The organism is Bradyrhizobium sp. Kon69 (assembly GCF_055807515.1).
Genome location: NZ_JBVVOS010000030.1, coordinates 69605 through 86548 on the forward strand (window position 1 = coordinate 69605; position 16944 = coordinate 86548).

13 protein-coding genes are annotated in these 16944 nt (G+C 58.6%); 6 read left to right on the forward strand and 7 right to left on the reverse strand.

Annotated elements, in window-relative coordinates; genetic code table 11:
* Nucleotides 1-822 precede the first annotated feature (822 nt).
* From AC0L3U_RS31650 to AC0L3U_RS31675, 6 genes are all read left to right on the forward strand, one after another.
* Nucleotides 823-972 carry a hypothetical protein gene (locus AC0L3U_RS31650; protein ID WP_259219255.1) on the forward strand — a complete coding sequence of 50 codons (150 nt, stop codon included), beginning with the start codon at nucleotides 823-825 and terminating at the stop codon, nucleotides 970-972.
* A 778-nt stretch (nucleotides 973-1750) separates the two neighbouring features.
* Complete coding sequence (locus tag AC0L3U_RS31655) at nucleotides 1751-2431, forward strand: hypothetical protein (protein WP_259219254.1); 681 nt, start codon at nucleotides 1751-1753, stop codon at nucleotides 2429-2431.
* Nucleotides 2424-3161, forward strand: a complete 738-nt coding sequence (locus AC0L3U_RS31660; RefSeq protein WP_259219253.1) for an RES family NAD+ phosphorylase — start codon at nucleotides 2424-2426, stop codon at nucleotides 3159-3161. Before AC0L3U_RS31655 ends, AC0L3U_RS31660 begins: the two co-directional genes overlap by 8 nt.
* 106 nt (nucleotides 3162-3267) lie before the next feature.
* A complete protein-coding gene (locus AC0L3U_RS31665; RefSeq protein ID WP_259219252.1) occupies nucleotides 3268-4785 on the forward strand; it encodes a DUF2235 domain-containing protein in 1518 nt (505 codons plus the stop codon).
* 66 nt (nucleotides 4786-4851) lie between these two features.
* Entirely contained in the window at nucleotides 4852-5550 is a 699-nt protein-coding gene (locus AC0L3U_RS31670; RefSeq protein ID WP_259219251.1) for an SGNH/GDSL hydrolase family protein, read from the forward strand.
* Nucleotides 5551-5592: 42 nt separating this feature from the next.
* Entirely contained in the window at nucleotides 5593-6624 is a 1032-nt protein-coding gene (locus tag AC0L3U_RS31675; protein ID WP_259219250.1) for a S1/P1 nuclease, read from the forward strand.
* Nucleotides 6625-6654: 30 nt separating this feature from the next.
* Here the strand turns inward: AC0L3U_RS31675 and AC0L3U_RS31680 are convergent, their stop codons facing one another.
* From AC0L3U_RS31680 to AC0L3U_RS31710, 7 genes are all read right to left on the reverse strand, one after another.
* Nucleotides 6655-7083, reverse strand: a complete 429-nt coding sequence (locus AC0L3U_RS31680; protein ID WP_259219249.1) for a hypothetical protein — start codon at nucleotides 7081-7083, stop codon at nucleotides 6655-6657.
* Nucleotides 7084-7093: 10 nt separating this feature from the next.
* Nucleotides 7094-7372: a hypothetical protein gene (locus AC0L3U_RS31685; protein WP_259219248.1), complete on the reverse strand. Its 279-nt coding sequence runs from the start codon at nucleotides 7370-7372 to the stop codon at nucleotides 7094-7096.
* A gap of 63 nt (nucleotides 7373-7435) precedes the next feature.
* On the reverse strand, nucleotides 7436-9214 hold the full coding sequence (locus AC0L3U_RS31690) for a phospholipase D-like domain-containing protein (protein ID WP_259219247.1): 1779 nt from the start codon (nucleotides 9212-9214) through the stop codon (nucleotides 7436-7438).
* A 43-nt stretch (nucleotides 9215-9257) separates the two neighbouring features.
* A complete protein-coding gene (locus tag AC0L3U_RS31695; RefSeq protein ID WP_259219246.1) occupies nucleotides 9258-10358 on the reverse strand; it encodes a hypothetical protein in 1101 nt (366 codons plus the stop codon).
* A 1314-nt stretch (nucleotides 10359-11672) separates the two neighbouring features.
* Complete coding sequence (locus tag AC0L3U_RS31700) at nucleotides 11673-13094, reverse strand: amidase (protein ID WP_259219245.1); 1422 nt, start codon at nucleotides 13092-13094, stop codon at nucleotides 11673-11675.
* A 771-nt stretch (nucleotides 13095-13865) separates the two neighbouring features.
* Nucleotides 13866-14534: a helix-turn-helix domain-containing protein gene (locus AC0L3U_RS31705; protein ID WP_259219244.1), complete on the reverse strand. Its 669-nt coding sequence runs from the start codon at nucleotides 14532-14534 to the stop codon at nucleotides 13866-13868.
* Nucleotides 14535-14600: 66 nt separating this feature from the next.
* On the reverse strand, nucleotides 14601-16919 hold the full coding sequence (locus tag AC0L3U_RS31710) for a LamG domain-containing protein (protein ID WP_259219243.1): 2319 nt from the start codon (nucleotides 16917-16919) through the stop codon (nucleotides 14601-14603).
* Nucleotides 16920-16944 lie beyond the last annotated feature (25 nt).

The following is a 16944-nucleotide window of genomic DNA, read 5'->3' on the forward strand; positions in this document are numbered from 1 at the left end:
CATCAGACGAGTCTGAGCAAAGTTGGCATTTGTGGACCACACATTGATCGTGGCGACCTCGGTCGTGCCGATGTGGCCGCCCTCCTCGATTCGATCGCGGCAAACGCCGGGCGGTGGGAGGCAATGGTTCGCGAGATCTTGGTTGCGCGTTCTACCCACCTCAGCGACGGAGGCCCCAAAGAACAAGGCAGGTGCTGATCAGCATAAGGATCCCGACCGACACGAAGCCGGTCGTCACCAGCATCTCTTGCCAGGCCGGCGCACCTCGATCCGCGGCCGTTATCGGTGAAAGTGCGGCTGCGCCCGTCGCGGCCGCGACCGTCGTCGTCGCCCAAATGCCATATGTCCCACCCAAGAGCGCTGCGCGGCGCGTTCGAGCGCGGCGGAGAGCCGAACGTGCGCCCAACAACCTCCCAGCGCCAACAGGCAAGGTGCCATTCATCAGGCCTTCAGGATGGGCCGCAAGTGCCATCCTGATGTTGGAGAAGTGCTGCTCGGCAAGCCGGTGAGCAGCCCCAGCAGAAATAGAGCCATGCCGTGCCTCAGCAGCCGACGTCCGATTGTTTGCACGGTTCGCCCTCCCCCTGCGCTTCATGGCGCGATGTACGAGCATTGCCAAGTGTTCTCTCAATGGGTCTGCGAAAGCAGTTCCGGATTTAACCTGCGACCACGACGTCAAGCTTAACTCGCGACTTAGATTGCGGCTACCAACGTGGACGCTAGGCTGTGTGCACCGGACATTGCCCCGTCCGGGACCCATGGCGGAGCTCGCGCACCAACATACTCGGCGCGTCCGCTCCGCTCATCGGCCCGAGAAGCGACATGCGCAAATTGCTTTTGATCGTCTTCGGCGTCTGTTTTTGGATCGTACTGCTTGCGGCGATCATCACGACGGTGGCGCGCCTAGGCACCGAGGCGAAAGAGCGGCGAAGCCAGAGCTCGGCTGCCCATCTCTCAAAGATCAGGCGTTGACCTTACTCGCACCCGTTCATGGCGCGGGTTTCCAGCACGGCCGCACGGCTGCCGATAACCACTCCTCAATAATGCGGCCAACACTGCCAGCTGGGAAAAGCAGCGCTCTCTAGAGACGATTCCAAGTGTTCGATCAGCATCACCGCCAGTTCTTAAATCGGCTTCGAAATGCCGGCTGGGTCGCGGCTTCAGGCCTTCCAGATACGCCAAGACCGAGCTCTTCTCCGCAACGGCTGGATCGAGCGGCCCGATACCCCAGTCGGCATACAATCTCCAATCACCGAGACTGGTCTGACGGAAGGTTGTTGCGCGGCATATTGGCAAACGTTGGCAGGCCATCGTCACTTCCAACAGATCGCGGATCAGCGTCGCGCGGTCAGCGGCGCGATTGCCGAGACCGAAACGGCATCGGGCGCGCCTGCTGCCGGGGAGCCTGCAATTTTATTTTCACCAGCTAATAGTGCGCGTCAGCTTGCTCGTCTTTTGTTGGTATCGGACGTAATTCCGTTGAAACGACTGAGAGTTCAAATGCTTATTGGGCTGACCGGTTACCGGGCAGGGACAGATCGCGATGAAAGTGTGCAAGACAATCCCAGCAGCTGGTCGTGACACGTGCGACCTGAATCGAGCCGCCGGAAGCCTGTTCCTCCAAGGCTTGCCGAGCTTATGAGCGCAATCGGCTAAAGAAGGGTTTGGCGTCCCGCAGATAGGCTCAAGAGGGCTTGATGATTTAGGTTATTAAGCTATATAGATAACCTATATCATCGGAATTCAAGCCATGACAACCAAAGAAAAAGCTCTTGAGATCTCAGGTGTCGGAACCGTTACCGGGACCCCCGACGAAGTCCGAAAAAAACTTGCCCATTTGCCCGTGGATCAAGTTGTTGCTTTGACATTGCAGCATGGCAATAAAGCGCTTGCTCACGTGCTCCTCGATGCGGTTGCCGGCCTCGCCGCGCTGATCCCCGGCATTATTGAGCGCCGCCACGAGGCGAAATACCTGTCGATCATCGAGGCTATCGTGCCCGACGTCCCGATGCCCCAGCACAAGCTGATTGAGGCTCGGATGACAGCCCAAGCCCGCAAGGGCGTGCTGGAAACCGGCGAATGGATGACGGCAGCAGAGGTTGCCGAGATGGCGGGGTTTAGTACGAGCAATCCGAGCGCTCAACCGAACAAATGGAAAAAGGATCGGCAGATCTTCGCCGTGCGTCATCACGGGGTCGACTATTTCCCGGGCTACGCTTTCGGTCCATCGACGGATTATCGACCCGCCAAAGACCTTGCACGAGTGCTGGAGGTCTTCCGCGGAAACAAGGACGATTGGGGACTTGCCTATTGGTTTGCGTCGGTCAACAGCTTCCTTGGAGGCAAGCGGCCGCAGGACTTGCTGATAAGCGAACCTGATCGCGTTGTCGCAGCGGCCGAGGACGAGGCAGCCGGCGTGCTCCATGGCTAAGAAGAAGTCCGGTGTTGGCCGCCCGGCTGCCCGGACGAAGATCGCCAGGCCGCGGCCAGCCCCGCCTACCCCATCCCCGCAATCGGTCGTACCGGCTCCGCCCGCCGGCTTCGCCAATCTGGTGAACATGATGACCTGGCCGAAAGGCCAGATCATTCATCGGATCCATCCAAAAGCCTATGGCAGCAGCCAATTCAATCCAGGCCCAAATGGCAATGCCCGGTTCAGTCCGATCAAAGCTTCAAGCGGCGCGAACATCCCTACTCTTTATGGCGGCACGGCCTTCGATTGCGCGGCCATGGAAACCGTCTTTCATGACGTGCCTTTTGTCGCTGGACTAAAGACCTTCGACAAGCAAAAGCTGGCCGGCCACGTTTATTCGCAAGTGACGCCGAAACGAGACCTGAAACTGGCCGATCTCAGCGTGACGGCACTCAAAAGGCTCGGGATTCCACGCAGTCAGCTCATCGATACCGAGAAGAACGAGTATCCGAACACTCGGAAATGGGCCGAAGCTATTCACGCTGCTTGCCCCCATGCCGAGGGACTTTGCTGGGTGTCTCGCCAGGACGACCGCGCTTTGTCGATCGTGATCTTCGGCGATCGCGTCGCCGCGGCAAATTTATCGCCCGTAGGCGCTCCGCTGGACCTGCTGACTATCGACGCCGTGTACGCAGACCTCGTCATTCTCGCTGACAGGATCGGCGTCAAGCTTGTCAACGGCAAGTAGCGAGGCAACCGTCCTGGTCCTCAAGAGTAAGGCAGGTCACACTTCAACTTACACAATCTGTGATATAATCGAGGTGTTGGGCGCACTTTTTGGGGGATAGTGTGCAATGCCGAAAAATATTCTCATTTTCTCCGACGGCACCGGACAGGCCGGCGGCATCAATTTCGACGAAGCCCGAACCAACGTCTACAAGCTCTATCGAGCCTGCCGTGTCGGTCCCGACACCAAGGTCGAGCCTTCGGAGCAGGTCGCCTTCTATGATCCTGGTCTCGGCTCGGCATCCGACGGCGGTCATTTCAAGATTGGCTGGATCCGATGGCTCTACAACCTCGCCAGCATGGCAACGGGTCTCGGCATCACCCGCAACATCGTTGACTGCTACGCCGCGATCATCAACCTGTATGAGCCCGACGATCGCATCTATCTGATCGGGTTCAGCCGCGGTGCCTACACGGTGCGTTCCGTCGCCGGCGTTTTGACCTATTGCGGCATCCCGCGACATATGCCGGACGGCTCTCCACTGAGACGCGATCCGAAAAGCCTGCGAAAGCTGGCCGAACATGGCGTCAAGGACGTGTATCAGTTCTGCCCCTCTTATCGCCGCAAGGACACCAAGGGCTACCGCCAGTTCCTGCTCGAGACACGCGATCTCATCGCAGCCAAATTCAGGCGCGAACATGGGAGTTCACGGACCGTCGGCGAGGCCGAGCAGGCCAACGTGTTTCCTTACTTCATCGGTGTGTTCGATACGGTTGCGGCTCTCGGTCACAAATATCTCGGCCCTGCGCTCGTGGCTCTTGGCATCGCTGTCCTGGTGGGGCTGAATTGGGGAGACCGTGCGCTCGAGCCGTTTTTCCCTTGGGCCGGCTGGGCCGCTCGGATCCTGAGCTACCTCGGCGTCGCGGCCGCGCTGATTGGCTTTCTGATGAATTATCTCAAGATAGCCCCGCCGTTGCCGGGCTACAGCTTAGCCTGGCGTCTGCTGACGCTTCACCTGGCGCCACCGAAGCACAAATTCTACGACACCACTTTGAACCCAAATGTCGGCTACGCCAAACATGCGATCTCGATCGACGAGAATCGTGCGGATTTCAAGCGAGTGCCCTGGTCGCCGACGGCGGAGAAACAAGATCGGCGCGATGCCCAAGGCAATCTGTTCTTTGAACAAGTGTGGTTTCCCGGCGTACATGCCGATATCGGCGGGGGCTATCTAGAGAACGAAGCCAGGCTCTCCGACGTGGCTCTGAGCTGGATGCTCGCGGGCGCGTCGCTGATTCCAGACGGGCTCAACCATGACGGCGGCGTCCTCCGTCTTTCCCCGAACCCTGCCGGCCAACAACACAACGAGCAGGCCGGTGGATTCTTGAAGGCTGGGGTGCGTCAGCTTCCCGTGGATCCAAACACCGGTGCGTCAAGCTCGCCAATGCACAAATCGGTCTATCGGCGGTTCGAGGCCGGTCCGGTGCTGCTGTTCGACCGCATGGCGGCGTACATTCCCGACAACATGCGAGTCCACGTGGACTTCAGGCATTACTTCGATCGAAGCGCCCCGCAGCCGCCGAAATGTATCGCCGACGACATCGAGCTCAAATGGGAGAAAGCCAACCATGTCGGTCGCCTCTAGCGTAATCGCCCCGTCACATTTCGACGCCAAATTCCATCGAACCTCTCGAGCGCGTAGCTGAACCTCATGCCCGCAGTCGATCAGACCGCCATTCCGGCCCAACCGAAGCGCTTTCAGCACCACATGCGGTGGCTGTCAGGACGCTTGGCCGGCGTCGGAGCAATCAAGATCGTGGCGATCGGCTCGTCGACCACGGCGGGTGAAGGCGACATCGTGCCCTATCCGCAGCGTCTTGAGCGTGCACTGCGGGCAGGCTTTCCGGGCAGGAATTTCGATGTTCTCAACCGCGGCGTCGGCGGTGAAGAAGCTCCGGACGAGCTACGAAGGATTCAGGGCGACGTACTCGGCGAGCAACCATCGGTCGTGGTCTGGCAGGTTGGTACCAACGCGGTTTGGAAGAACCAGGATCTCGACGCCACCGCCGGCGCGATCCAACGCGGTCTCGCGATGTTCGCAAATGAATTGATGGACGTCGTGCTCATGGATCTTCAGTACGTGCCGGCCGTGCTCACTCCGACAATGGAGGAGCGTGCACACCGAATGGTGGCATTGATTGAGACGGCAGCCAGCCGGGCCGGCTTCCCGGTCAACGTGTTCCACCGCTTCGCATTGATGAAGCAGTGGCATGAGGCAGAACGGATCTCCTTTGACCGGATGGTCGATCCCACCGATCCCGACCGCCTCCACCACAGTGACTGGAGCGCCCGCCGGATGGCAGAGGCGCTCGCCAACACGATCGCGATCGCCGCGACCGTGGGCTCATGAATGGAATGAAGTGTTGAACTTTTACCCACGCGAGGATTCGTCATGGCTAAGATTGCCGCCAGCGTCGTTGTGCTCTTGAGCCTCTTCTTGGCAAAGCCCGCGTCCGCTTGGGGACCCGACGGACACCGCTTGGTCGGGTCCATTGCTGACCAACTACTGACCCCGAACGCCAAGCAGCAGGTGAAGACCTTGCTGGGCGTCGACCTGCGGCAAGCCGGGCCATGGCTCGATTGCGTGAAGAGCGTGCACAGGCAAAACGATGGCAGCTTCGCCTACGTTGTGGATCCTCAGTACGAACCTCCATGCACCCCCTTCGCGAACGACCGCAACGCTATGGTCGATTACGCCGGCCGAAACTGGATCGATTGCGTCTATCCGGAAGGAGCGAGCGCGACCGCCAATCTTGGCTGTCACAATACGTACCACTTCGACGACGTGGCCGTTCAGCGCGACAAGTTCGATCGAAACTATGCGGGTACCAATGATCATGATCTGGTCGCGGCTACCAACGCCGCGATCGCCGTGCTGCTTGGCCGGCCGGCTCCGCCACCCTTCGACATCAAAGACAAGAAAGAGGCTCTGTTCATACTCGCTCATCTCGTGGGCGACATGGCACAGCCGCTTCATGTCGCTGCGCCGTACCTCGATCCCAGCGGAAGCCTGGTCGATCCGGACGTCACGCACACGATCGACCCGTCGACCGAAACCGCGGGCGGCAACTGGATCCACGATAAAGGCATCACCGCCGGAAACGACGCGTTCCATCATTCCTGGGACGACACCCCATCCGATCTGGGAAACACCGCCCCGCTGGCTTTGGTGAACGTCGCAAAGGCCGTTCCGGCCGATACGGACCGCATCGAGAACTGGTCAGCAATTTGGGCCACGGACACGATCGCGGTGGCGAAACAGGCGATGGCGAATGTGACCTACACGAAGATAGGTCCCAGGAAGTGGACGATCTCCTTCTCGGATCGAGCGGCGTACCTACAGTCGGCGGATGCTATCAAGCGACAGCAACTTGCCAAGGCGGGAGCCCGTCTCGCCGAGATCGTGAACCACGTTTGGCCCTAGTCCGAAAAACACTTCCGCGGGAACGATCCGTCAATCTTCGTACTCGGCAGCCGCGGGCGGCTCTTTGGGAGACGGCTCGGGCGTCGTCGTGTTCTGCTTCTTGATCCGCATCGCCAGGATAGTCGCATAAAGATCACGCGGCGAGGCCTTATCGAGGTCCTGCAGATCACGATAGTTGGCCAAGAAATCCAGGATGCTCGGCCTCAGTGGCCGTGTGTCTGTCGGCGCTCGAGTTTTGAGCTTGCGGTCAAGGTCGAGCTTGGTGAGCTCGATCGCATGCTTACGCCATTCGACCTCTCTATCTTGTCTGTCGCGCGCACCTACGACAAATTTGGTGATCACCCCGGTAATGACGCCAACGATCACGGCGGCGGTCGCACTTACGACGGCTGTTACAGCCGCCAACGTGGTCGGCTGCAGCTTGGACAGCTCTTGAAAAAACTTTTGAAGCGCGCTCATGGAGAGGATCTCAGGCTGACATGGCTCCGCCCGCCTGACCTTCCGTTTTGCCGACAATGAATTTTCGTTCCAGGACCTTTCCGGTCGAATCCTTGGCGATCACGACCAATTCCGCGCCGCCCACGCCCTGCGGCATCCGCATTTCTTCGTGACACGGTGGGTCGGGACAATCGCTGTCGTGCACCACCTTCCCGCTCAGCCGGACGGTAATGCGGGTTACGCCGACGCCACCCAGGATCGTGAACCGGAAATTCCTGCCTTCGACGGGCGGTTTTGCATCCAATTCCATTCGTGAAACCATTCGCTAGTGAAGGATATCGTACCACTCAGCGTGGCAGTGCCTTATCGAACGCTACTGTGGACACCATATTGCCAAGTGCTTCTTGCGCGAAGCGGATAGATAGCGGCCCTGCCACGCGGGATCGTCCGATAAGTGCGACCACGGTACCTTGCCCTGATCGAACTGCCGCTTGACGTAGGCACGCCAGGAATAGTGCTCGTAAGTGGCAAGACAGGCGACACTGTACGCCTCCGCCAGAGATCGATTGCCGTGCACCACGACAAAATTGTCGTCGTTCTGCTCGCTGGCGGAGGCGGAAAAGTTGTGGGATCCGGTGACCACCTTGCAGTCGTCTGAAAAAGGGTCGATCACGATCATTTTGGAGTGCGTAATCGCATGGCCGACGCCCGGGTTCTGGTTGGGAAACAGAAACTGGTTGCGCGTCACCTCCCCAATCCAGTCCGAAAAGGACTTCACGACGCCCTCGGGCTGCACCAGAGCCGTCTCAAACTCATGGGGCTCGGTATCGACACCTCTCAGCGTGAATTTTTCGCGGTCATCCGACGTGACGGTGCTGACGACACCCCTGACGTAGATCTCTGAGGCCCTTGCGACAATATCAGCGAGTGGATCGGGACCGGGCTGGAACATCACATAGAGGATTATGTCCTTGGCGCCCGTCACGAGCTCAATGAGCGCTTCGATGTCGATACCCTTCCCGACGTTCTTCTTCGACTTGCTTCGGACCCGGGTGAACCAGACGTCTGTCCCGTTCGCCGGACGCGGCGATTTGGCGTTGTCGCCCAGAAGATCCCGCGTGAAGTCGCTGCCAGCATCTTTAAGACGGCCCCACTGCTCGAAATACAATCCGGCGATCTTTGGGTCGACAAACAGGATCCCATTATTGGCCTGCGTGCAGAGGCCGGTCGGCGCCCAATTTGTGCTTCCGGTCCAAACCTTCGTTGCGACGTCGCCATTGGTGGACACAACGACGGCGAACTTGTTGTGACCCAGGCCCTTCGAGCCGAGAATCCTGTCGTGGACGTCAACGCCGGCCGCTTTCAGCTCCTCGCGGGCATCCGCGTTGCCGTCGCCCCCCTTGTCGGAGCCATTCGAGAGGACTAGGTGCGCGCGACGCTTCAAAAGCTTCAGCCGCGCGATCAGTTCCTCATCTGAGAGCTCGTAAATCGCCAGATAAAGCTCCAGCCTGGGATCCCCGATGACTTCATCGAGCAAGCGCAGGAGCGCCAACCGAAGTTCACCCGAGAGAAATCGCCTCAAAGGCTCTTCGAGGTCGGCTATGTGATCCTTGATGTCGCGCGGCTTCCAGTTCTTCTCACGCGCGATGCGCGCGACGAATTGAGACATGACGAAGCCGCGATTGAAATACGCCTCTATGCCGTTGCCGGCCTGGCCATTCACCTCGATGGCTTCGGTCCAGCCGGAATCCGCCAAGGACACCAGCGTGCTTTCTCCGACAATGCCTTCCGCGGACGATCCCACCACGTTGATGCGATAGCGGACAGTCTGGCCGTTGTTGGCGCCGTGATCCGTCCATTCGTATCTTTGGAAAGGCCATACACTCGACGGCCTTGAGCTATTTGCGTCATCAGCGCCATCCGTTGTCGGCTGGTCCGTAAAGCCCACGCGATTGCGCAGGATCTCCGTGGGCGACCAATTCCCGCCCACCTGGCGCTGACGTTCAATCATGAAGCCCAGGCATCCCCGGATCGCTACGTCCGAAGCACCACCGCTGGAGACGCGCCAAAAGAGCTGGACGTCGTCGCAATCATGATAGGCAGTTGCTCGTAGCTGAATTCCATTGACCGCGTTCGAAACCACAACCGGCATGGCGATGTGTCCTCTCCTCGATGGCCATTTGACCGTTTGTCTGTCAGGCTCTGCTCAGGAAGCTGGTCGACACCTTCATAGGCTCGTCGGCCAGCGCAAACATCAAGTTCTGCAGCGCTATGCCCGAGTGGAGCCGCATCACATCGCCGATCTCCTTCGCATCTACCGTGAATCTCACCTTGAGCAGACAGGCCACGCCGTCCTTCTTGCGAGCTCTCGCCAGGGTGAACAGGTTGCGGACGGTATCTTCGACCTTGACGCCCTTCTTGGAGGGAATGGGATCACCATTTGCATCGTATTCGGCATCGCGTTGCCAGTAGCGATCCTCGTCGAAGAAAATCATTGGCGTGAACGATTTTGCGTCAGGGACGTAGCAGTTTCGCTCGGCGTCTTCGAAGATTTCGCGGATCGTGCCGCCGCTGCCCCGCGCGTAGACGATGCCGGCGCGCGAGTTGGTGATCAGCGTCTCCTCGCGGATGCTATTGAGGAAGAACTTAGCGTAGTGTGTCGCAAAGGGCGTGGTCGGCTCCTGACCGTAGAGCCAGGTGGGCACGCCGAGGCTGAGGCTCGGCTTGGCCGGTGCACGCTTCCTTGCGTCCAGGGCTGCGTTGATCCAGCGCCTCGCGTCGTCGAATTGCTTCTCGTGGCCCGGCGCGATCCCCCCGTCGCTGGTCACGAGCTGATCCAGCACAGGAAGCAAGGGCTCCTTCCCGAGGGTGAACAGCGCCGCTGTGAAGTCCGCATCGTCAGCGCCTGCGAAGGTCGCGCCGACGTGAGCAGCCTCCATCGCACCAGGGCCGCCGCCCGTAACGATCATAAGGCCCTGTTCGGTCAGTTGACGCGCCAGCCTTGCTAGCGTCGCATAGGCCGGTTCCGCCCTCGACAGCTCGTGCCCAACCATAATGCCGACGAGCTTTGGCGTCTCCTGCGTCAGGAAGCGTCTGAGCGCGTCAGATATGTTGGCATCGTGGTCGGCCTGCTTCCTCCGCACATCCAAAGTCGCCGGGTTGTCAGCGCCGTCAGCGACATATTGTCGGAAGACACGAAAATCCCACGCCTCCGCCAGTCCCATCTTCGAATTTGGATCGTAGCCGCGCAGCAGATCTTCGGAAGAATACAAATTGGTGGGCAATTCGTAAGCCAAGGGATGCTCCTAACACTCAGGTCAGATCGAAGGGACGGCGAATCCGCCCCAGCCGGACGCCAACCACGGCAAACGTTCTCAATGCAAGGTCAAATACCTAAACTACAGGTAGAGTGTGACATTCACTTCTTAGGTAGGCAAGGCCAAATTCCTTTCGTTCTGCTACGGCCATCCGGAACGATCCTCGGCCACCGCTCGTTTGCTCGCAAAAATCTTCAAGGGCATGCCGGCGCTGCGGTCACTGCAATTGGGAGTGCGGGCAGCGGCGAGGCAGACGAGAAGCAAACAAAGCGAAGTCGTTGGTTGTTCGCACCATCCCACTCAATAGGCCAATGACGGAGGCGTCCCTCGATGAGCTCTCGCCGAAGCCAGCGAGCAGGGCAAGAATGAACCCAATGATGACATCCTCGATATGTTTGAGATCCTGCATGAGCGGCTGGTGCGGGCGGAGGGCATGGTCGCTGACAAGATCGCGCGGCGCAGGCGACGAGGGACAACGTCTCTTGGGATTACTCGAAGCATTGCTGACGCCATCATCGTCCCATGGAGTGCGCAAGGGACTTGAACTCGCACGCTCCGGCCTCTAGGTAGTGTTGCTAAGATCACCCCAGATCGAAAGCAGTTCTCTATCCATTGAGCTACGCTGCGATGCAAGGAGAGGGTCACCCGGCGGCGGCCGTCTACAGTTCTTTCTCCTGATCCTCTTCTGCTCGTGCTCTTTCATGAATTCAGGCTTCGAAGGCCGAGAACTCCTTGATCAGGCTGTTGAGCGAATCGCGCGTTGCGCGCTAGCTGGCTACTTTTCTTTTTCTTATAAAGCGTCTCCATGCTGCAATTTTACATTCTTTGTCGTTCTTGCCGAGCCTGGCGCTGGAAAGTCGGAGTTGCTGGACTTTCTAAGCGAGAGCTATGAGGTTCCACGTCAGCCAGCGAGTCAGTTTGTTCACGAAGGTCCCGCTCCGAAGAGCGTGCTTGTGATCGATGCGCTCGACGAAGTAGCGCGAACGGGTGAGGAGACGACTCAATAGATCATTGTAAAAGCCCGCGCGTCGACGGCGACAACTGTCATTCTTGCAAGCCGTTCATATGTTTGGGATCATGCGCGCACGACGGCCGTTCGCGATCGTTTCGGCGTCGAGCCAAACATTTTGCGTCTCGAATCATCCGTGCTTTCTCGGCCCGCTTATGCTTCGCATCCATCGGAATGGCACACATCCTGAGACCAAAGGTGATGTTCTCGCATGGCGCACCAGGGCTCGAAGCTCGGACCCGCTGATTGATTAAACCGCACCGAAATCTGGACCTTGGTGGCCCTTAGATAGTCGGCCGCCTTGCTCTCCAGGGATTTGCATCTTCGTAAGCTGCCGCCGCTTGGAAAACCGAGAGATCGTCGTATGTCTTGGCGATAATCTGAAGGCCGGTTGGCACTCCGGTCGAGGCAAATCCGCTTGGCACGCTGATCGCCGGATGTTGCGAAACCAAATTGAACGGATATGTCATCTGCCAACCCAGATAGGCATAGATTGGCTTACCGTTAATCGTGAAGTTTGGATCGGCATTGTCCTGGGTCGCGGGCGGAGCCGGCACTGCCAGAGTTGGAGAGATCAGCACGTTGTACTTATCGAGGGTCGGTCCCAGAAATTCGTACATTTTGCCGCGTACCAGATTGGCCCTCCAGAACTTGGCCGCACTAATCTGCTGTCCGCGCTTGAGAATGCCCGCACAGAACGGATCCATTTCATACCAGCGATTCAGGTCGGCTTCGGCGACGCCTGCGAATAAGCCTTCCCAATGCGTCATCCAGGCATCAAGAACGCTCCAATTCCAGCCCGTATCGACCTGCTCCACCTCACATCCAAGTTCCTTGAACACCTCGACGGCTGCAAGCGTGTTTTTCTGGACCTCGTGGTCGACCTCGAAATACCCCAGGTCCATCGAAAATGCGATCTTCCATCCCTTGATGCTGGGATAGGTCGCCGGAAGGATCAGCTTTTCCCGCAGTGAACACGCGTCCGCGTTGTGCGGCCCGGACATGACGTTCTGCATGAGAGCGGCATCCGCGACGCTGCGCGTGAGCGGCCCGTAGTGGATCAGGCCTTCGTAGGGATGTTCGCGGTCGAGAGGATTGCGGCCAAATGGCGGCTTGTAACCAACAATGCCGCACGCCGAAGCAGGGATGCGAATCGATCCTCCTCCATCTGTCCCATCCGCAATCGTCGTCATACCGGTCGCAACAGCGGCACCGGCGCCGCCAGAGGATCCGCCTGGCGTATATTCCGGATTCCAAGGGTTGCGGGTGATACCCCAAAGCGGGCTCTTCGTGACAGAAGAGTGCGCGTGCTCCGGCGTGGTGGTACGGATGTGCATCAGCGCTCCTGCGCTGAAGAGCCGCTCGACTGTCGGGGCCGTACTTGTGGGCCGGAAGTCCTTGTGTAGCCGGGATCCAAAGGTCGTGATTTCTCCCTCGATGGGATGAAAATCCTTGATCGCGACCGGAATACCTTCCAATAGGCCGATCTCTTTGTCATCGGACTTGGAATACTTCGCTTCGGCCCGTTTTGCCGCGTCCAAGGCCCTGTCGTAGAATTTGTACGTCACCGCATTGAGCTTTGGGTTTACTTCCTCTGTGCGGGCGATCACAGCTGTCATCAGTTCAACGGGCGAGAGCTTCTTTTGTCTAAACGCCCTGAGCGCGTCCGTTGCCGTCAGATAGCAGAGCTCGTCGGACGTGCTCATGATTGTCCCCCCTTTTGACATGAATGCTCTTTGGCCGCGCGGATCCGCGGCACGTGCGCCGGATCTGCTTACTAGAGGCTCTTTGCGTTAAATGCAAGCAAATTGCGTTTAGTGCAACACGACCTGCCACGCTCCGCGACGAAAGCATCACAAAGCTTGCGGCCCGATTTCTGAGAGCCGCGGGATGACGATTTGAATCCGGCCGATCCAATTGCTGTCGCCTTCGCGGCGCGCCCTGAAGAGACCGACGCACTTTCTCGAACAAAGAGGAGTTCGCCACGAGTAGTGGCGGATGAGACCGAACTTGCCACCACACAGAGCGCAACGCGCCCCTCCGCCATTTCGAAGAGTCTCCGAGTATTGGGGCATTGTTTGCTCCTCCTCTTTCTCGTAGCTGCTCGTCACGTATCCTTTTGCTGTACCTCGACAGCGATTGATGCGGGCTGTTGCAGATCTGTCCTCGCCGACTGCCGTTCCTGAAAAGCTCGAAATCAAGTGCTGCCATTGCCCAGCTTCGGTCCGGCAGGGCCTTGTTTCAATACGTCAGTCGACCGATTTTGCCGGGAGCCGCGATGGGACCGCTATTCGCGAACAACTTTGTTGCCCCGCGGTGCTCACTTCGGAGAGGCATGCTTCAGCGCACCAAGCCATACCCATCTATGATGGATGGCAAGGAGCAATCAACTTTCCTTAGGTTGTTGGTCGTTCTCAGCAGGCTTCACTCCACGATGAAGTATCTCGATCCATCGAAGTCGATCCGACGATCAACGCCTATTCCGCATAGATGATGATCGTGATGAACTCGATCCGATCGTCAAGCAGCTTTTCCGGACCATGAAGGACGCCGCCGGAGAATGTGAACGCGTCACCTGGCTCCACGAGAAACGTTCTGTCGCCAAACCGGTACTGCATCCGGCCGCTCAGCATGTAGATGAATTCTGTTCCAGGATGCTGAAAACGGGGATAGCTCTCGCTCTGCTTGTCCATGTTGATAAGAAAAGGCTCGAAGATTTTGCGCGGCCCCTTGTGATAGGACAGGAGCCGGTAGGTATGCCCGTGCTTGGTGCCTGAGCGAACAACCTCCATCTGGTCGGCGGCCTTGATCAGCTGGGCCTCGCCCCTCGTTTGCTCCACCTCTCTAAACAACGTCGACAGGTCCGTTCCCAGAGACGCACAGATCCGCTCAAGGTGCTCGAGGCTGGCAGTGGACTGGCCATTTTCGAACCGGCTGAGCATCGGGACCGAGATGCTTGCTGCCGACGCAAGATCGCTAAGCGTAAGGCCGCGGTCGAGCCGAGCACGCTTCATGGCAGCCCCCATTCTCTCGTCGATCGGCGGCTTTGCCACGGCCGTTTCGGTGGGAGGAGCAACCTGCTCAGGCGCGCGCTCCTTCTTGCCGTTGCGCTGGCGCTTTTGATTCGCTTGTTTGGCTTTGCTCAATTCGACGCCTCCCGCAGCCTTTGCAGGATATGACGTCTAAAGCGTTTTTGGATCTAGCAATAGTCCTTATCGCCACTGCTTCTCTTCGCTGATCCACCACGATCCAGGTAGGGCTCCAGGCTTTACGAACGCGTCGACGGCATTAGCAAGAAGCCTGGACACGTTGTTCTCGAAATTGTTGACCGGGAGCGCCTGCCCAAACGCAACAGAGCCCGCCGAGAACACTGCGCCGTGGTTTGGGGCCATGAAGAAGGCCATATCGGCGCGAACCCGGTAGTCGTAAGACCCCGATAATCCTTCGAATGCATAGTGGATGACCTCCGGGTTGACGAGATAACTGTCCGTGTGACCGCCGGAGGAGGCGATGAGCTTTACGTGGGGTGGCGTCCCAAGGCTTGGATCGCAGCGATCAAGGGCCACGCCTGCAGCGCCACCATAGGCCAGACCGAAATCTCCGATGATCTCCCCTTCGATCCCCTTCGTCAGCCAAGAGACAGTGCGGTGGTAGCTATCGGGCATCTTTCGGTAGAATTGGCTCTTTCCGTAGCCTTCCGAGATGAAGCCAACGCCCACGACCTTTTGCGCCGGTCGCCCCTGAGCACGCCAAGCGCCGCCCTTCTGACCATTGGTGGCCATGTAGTATTCGCCGGGACGCGCATCCCAGGTCTTCCACGCCGGGCCAAATTTGCGGCACTCCATCACCCATGGCTCGTCCGGGCGGAACGCCACGCTCCAATGGAAACCATTGCCGCCGAGGTAGATGTATCGTCCCCCAGCAGCGATGTAGTCTTCAGTTGCATCGAGCATCCGTTCGGAATAGTACTCCGGATGAGTGCCACTGATGATGCAGGTGTACGGCTCCAACGATGATACACCTTCGCGCTCAAGGTCCTCGTCGGTCAGGACATCGTAGTCATAGCCTTGGTGCTCAAGCCAGGCTATGACCGAGAGGTCAGCCGGGAACTGCCAGGCAAGATTGGTGCTGGACGACCGGTATTTCGGCCGCATGTTGACGATCGGACGGTGGTAGGAGCTGTAGCAGACGCCCTGCCCGTCAGCCCAGTGATCGCAGGCCGAAAGGCTTAAATCGTCGCGCTTGCCGAGTTCAATGTCGATCTCAGACAAGACGGCCGGCATGCCGGTGACCGGCTGAGTGATCGGCGACTCGAAGCTCTGTCGTTCATTCGCGTAAGCAATATAGCTCGCCGTCGGAAACAGGAATGCTATCCGGCTGGTCGGCTTCTTGGGACGGACGAAGAACGGGATATATTCTTCACCGATTTCGGCCTCCTCACCTGCGCGCAGGCGGATGGCGTAGGCACCGCTTCTCAAAGTCTCTGGCAGCCTGACTGCCTTCGTCACTTTCCAATTGCAGTCCGTCAGGGCATCAGCGTGGAATTCGATGCCGCCATATTCCTGTGGCGCCAAGCGGAAGCAATCATTGCGGCCACTCCAATTCCATCCCGTCTGACCCCGCACTGGCCGATTTCGTCCTACGGCATGCAAGCGGAAGGGCCCGGTGTCGGTGACCACATCACCGATCCCTGCCTCGGTGTAACCTGCCGCCGTATCCCAATAACCCACCAGCCCTTGCGGTGACGGCTTTTGGCCAAATCTGAGCTGATCAAGGTCCTCGCGTGATAGTGCGCGATCGAACAGGCCCGGCCGATCGATCTTGCCACAATAGAGTTGCGAGACGAACTGGCCGCGGCCCTCCCGGCAATCACGCGCGCCGCCGATCAGAAATGGAGTCACGGGGAGATTCTTCTGTCGCGATAGAAGAATTGCAGACGAATGGGCGCTGTGCTCGACGAGCGCCACTCTACTCAAGAGGCTATTATACCGGTTGAGTACGCCCTCCTGAAATAAGCTCGCCCGACCCGTGTTGGCATCGAAAGCCGCTGCAACGAAGTACCACGAGTTGGCCTGCAGAGGGACGTCGGCCTCGAGGCGATCAACCTCGGCACCTTGTCCCAACGTGAACTCAAGCCGGCCATTTGGGGAGATGCCGAGGTAAAATCCGCAACCTTCCTCGTTGTCCCAACGCGCAATGAGAGCTTGGCGGCGCCCAAGCTGTGGCCGCGTCGGGCAAATGAAGGCAAAAGCCGTCAGACTACCCTCCACAGCCAAGCGATGCGAATCGTCCGCCACTTCGAGGAATGAGCCGAGCTGAGTGTGCTGCGTTTCGACCCGCCACGTGCCAGTGCTGCAGTCGATCTCTTCCTCCACGAACCCGGGCCCGGAAGGATGTTGATCGCCATGGATCAGCCGCACCAACTTTGCTTCGGCTCGGTCTGTGCCTTCCCCGTTGACGTAAAACTGGACAACGTCGCCCGGCTTGACTGACAGCTTGTCCGAATAGCCGAAGAGCTTAGGTCTTGTCATTACAAACTCCAATTTTTTCCGGCTT

Coding starts and splice junctions, on each gene's coding strand:
- AC0L3U_RS31675 (WP_259219250.1), top strand. CDS start 5,593: ATGGCTAAGATTGCCGCCAGCGTCGTTGTGCTCTTGAGCCTCTTCTTG.
- AC0L3U_RS31680 (WP_259219249.1), bottom strand. CDS start 7,083: ATGAGCGCGCTTCAAAAGTTTTTTCAAGAGCTGTCCAAGCTGCAGCCG.
- AC0L3U_RS31685 (WP_259219248.1), bottom strand. CDS start 7,372: ATGGAATTGGATGCAAAACCGCCCGTCGAAGGCAGGAATTTCCGGTTC.
- AC0L3U_RS31660 (WP_259219253.1), top strand. CDS start 2,424: ATGGCTAAGAAGAAGTCCGGTGTTGGCCGCCCGGCTGCCCGGACGAAG.
- AC0L3U_RS31655 (WP_259219254.1), top strand. CDS start 1,751: ATGACAACCAAAGAAAAAGCTCTTGAGATCTCAGGTGTCGGAACCGTT.
- AC0L3U_RS31665 (WP_259219252.1), top strand. CDS start 3,268: ATGCCGAAAAATATTCTCATTTTCTCCGACGGCACCGGACAGGCCGGC.
- AC0L3U_RS31650 (WP_259219255.1), top strand. CDS start 823: ATGCGCAAATTGCTTTTGATCGTCTTCGGCGTCTGTTTTTGGATCGTA.
- AC0L3U_RS31690 (WP_259219247.1), bottom strand. CDS start 9,214: ATGCCGGTTGTGGTTTCGAACGCGGTCAATGGAATTCAGCTACGAGCA.
- AC0L3U_RS31710 (WP_259219243.1), bottom strand. CDS start 16,919: ATGACAAGACCTAAGCTCTTCGGCTATTCGGACAAGCTGTCAGTCAAG.
- AC0L3U_RS31700 (WP_259219245.1), bottom strand. CDS start 13,094: ATGAGCACGTCCGACGAGCTCTGCTATCTGACGGCAACGGACGCGCTC.
- AC0L3U_RS31670 (WP_259219251.1), top strand. CDS start 4,852: ATGCCCGCAGTCGATCAGACCGCCATTCCGGCCCAACCGAAGCGCTTT.